This window comes from Paenibacillus sp. GCM10027626 (assembly GCF_042676285.1).
Lineage (GTDB): Bacteria > Bacillota > Bacilli > Paenibacillales > Paenibacillaceae > Paenibacillus_Z.
Window position 1 is genome coordinate 1 of the sequence record NZ_JBHTHC010000053.1, and the last position, 2,577, is coordinate 2,577.

The 2,577-nt window shown below is 51.7% G+C and carries 2 protein-coding genes; both read left to right on the forward strand.

The features are described from left to right. The first annotated feature begins 168 nt into the window (after nucleotides 1–168). Nucleotides 169–1,713: an IS21 family transposase gene (gene istA / locus ACFQ0N_RS38140; RefSeq protein ID WP_379335716.1), complete on the forward strand. Its 1,545-nt coding sequence runs from the start codon at nucleotides 169–171 to the stop codon at nucleotides 1,711–1,713. Nucleotides 1,714–1,716: 3 nt separating this feature from the next. Beyond that, on the forward strand, nucleotides 1,717–2,460 hold the full coding sequence (gene istB, locus ACFQ0N_RS38145; protein ID WP_379335718.1) for an IS21-like element helper ATPase IstB: 744 nt from the start codon (nucleotides 1,717–1,719) through the stop codon (nucleotides 2,458–2,460). Nucleotides 2,461–2,577: the final 117 nt, after the last annotated feature.

The window sequence follows — 2,577 nt, forward strand, 5'->3', positions numbered from 1 at the left end:
TGAATATTCCGCAGTGAATTGAGCCATCGTTCCGGCGAGTGAGAGCCACGTCTCCGGCTTTTTTGAGCCACCTTTCCGGACGAGGTGAGCCAGTCCATAGCGCCTCCTGTTAGAATGATTCGTATGCGTTGTTGAAAGACGGCGCAAATCATTCGTGAGGAGGTCACTATGACCCAATATCGTGAAATCCTGCGGCTTCATAGCCAAGGAATCAGCCAACGTAACATCGCCCTCAGTTGCGCCTGCTCGCGCAACACCGTTTCCAAAATCATTCAGCGGGCAGAAGAATTGGGCATCGCCTGGCCGTTAGAAAAAGAGCTAACAGATGGCGAACTTCGTCAGCGTCTCTTTGCTACGTCTGCTCAGGTCTCGCGTCGTAAGCAGCCAGACTACGAGTACATCCACAAAGAGATGGCTAAAAGCGGCGTTACGTTAAGTTTGCTTTGGAACGAGTACTGTGAGCAATGCCGGCTGAGTCAAGAGGTCCCACTTATGTACTCGCAATTTTGTCACCACTATCAGCAGTACACGCTGAAATCGAATGCCACGATGCGAATCCAGCGCAAGCCTGGTGAGCAGATTGAGGTGGATTGGGCGGGTCAAACAGCTTCTATCATTGACCGAGACACCGGCGAAATCATCACCATGTATGTATTTGTAGGTGTGCTCTCTTACAGCCAATACGCCTACGTGGAAGCCTTCCCTTCGCAAGATCAGGAAAGCTGGATTACTGCCCATATCCATATGTATCAGGCCTTTGGCGGCTCCACGCGAGTCCTCATTCCAGACAACTTGAAGACGGGAGTAGACAAAACGACCGGACACGCGCCAGTCATTAACAAGGTGTATCACGAGATGGCCGAACACTACAGCACAGCCGTCATTCCTGCTCGCGTGCGCAAACCCAAAGATAAGCCGAATGTAGAGGGATCGGTCGGCGTCGTCTCAACATGGATTTTGGCTGCGCTGCGTAACCAACAATGCTTCAGCGCTGCTGAGTTAAACCGAGCGATTCGTGAAAAGCTTGAGGTCTTGAACGCCAAGCCGTTTCAGAAAAAAGAAGGGAGCAGGCTCAGCGTGTTTATGGCGGAAGAAAAACCATTTCTGCTGACCTTGCCTGCTACCCCCTATGAGATGGCGGTTTGGAAGACCGCCACGGTCCAATTCAATTATCATATAAGCGTAGAGAAAATGCACTATTCCGTCCCTTATGAGTACATTAAGCATCGCGTCGATGTCCGAATGACACGATCTGCAGTTGAGGTGTTCTACCAGAATCATCGGATCTGCTCTCATCCCCGCCTTCACGGAAAACCTGGTCAGTACAGCACGGTAGAAGCTCACATGCCGGAGAATCACAAACAATTTATTCAGTGGAATGCTCAGCGCTTCATCTCTTGGGCACAGCAGGTCGGCCCATACACAAGCACCGCTGTACAGGCCATCCTCAGTGCTCATAAAGTCGAGCAACAGGGCTACAGAAGCTGTATGGCACTTCTCAAACTTGCCGACAAACACGGCGTTAGCCGCCTTGAAGCTGCGTGCGCTAGAGCGCTATCGTATACGCCAAGGCCAAGTTTTCAAAGCATCAAAACGATTCTGACGACCGGACAAGATCGCCTTGAGACTCAAACGCCGGGCGAGAGCCAGGCCGCTTCCTCCTCCGAGAACCACAGTTTTGTCCGCGGCGCGGATTACTACGGGAGGGGCTAAGCCATGGTGAATGAACCGACTTTACGCAAGCTTCATGAAATGCGCCTCTCCGCTATGGCGGAGTCATTTCAAAAACAATTGCTGGATTCTGGCTTTCAGGAGCTCTCGTTTGAGGAACGCTTCGGCATGCTTGTAGACCTGGAGTGGTCAAGGCGCAAAAATAATCGGCTGGCCACTTTAATCCGTAAGGCAGATTTTCAACAATCGGACGCCTGCATCGAGGATATTGAATATCATGCAGACCGCAAGTTGGATCGTACGCAAATCCTCCGCTTGGCAACAGGCGCCTATATTCATGACAAACTCAATATGATTATCATGGGCGCTACGGGTGCAGGAAAAACGTATCTGGCCTGCGCTTTTGGAATTGCCGCCTGCCGGAACTTCCTCCCTGTGAAGTACATTCGTTTGCCGGAATTACTAAACGAGCTGGCGGTAGCACGAGGGGAGGGCATCTTCCAACGGGTGATGAAGGTCTACAAAAAAGTACCATTGCTCATTCTGGACGAGTGGTTGCTTGTATCGCTCAAAGAAAGCGAGGCCCGGGACTTGCTTGAGATCGTGGAGGCGCGCCATCAAACCAGCTCCACCATCTTCTGCTCCCAGTTCGCTCCTGGCGGCTGGCATAGCAAAATCGGTGAAAGCACGCTCGCCGATGCGATTCTCGACCGAATCGTGCATTCTTCATACACGATAACCATTGAAGGTACGGATTCCATGCGAAAACGCAAAGGCCGTATCAATTAAACGCTCGGGAGCTACCGCTGTACGGGTGGCTCCCTCCCCCGGAGAGGTGGCTCATTTTTCCCGGAGCACTGGCTCACACACAACCGGAATGACGGCTCTATTTCATCGAAATATTCA

What these genes read in the sequence shown, in the direction of transcription:
- istB (WP_379335718.1), top strand. Translation starts at nt 1,717, where the DNA reads ATGGTGAATGAACCGACTTTACGCAAGCTTCATGAAATGCGCCTCTCC.
- istA (WP_379335716.1), top strand. Translation starts at nt 169, where the DNA reads ATGACCCAATATCGTGAAATCCTGCGGCTTCATAGCCAAGGAATCAGC.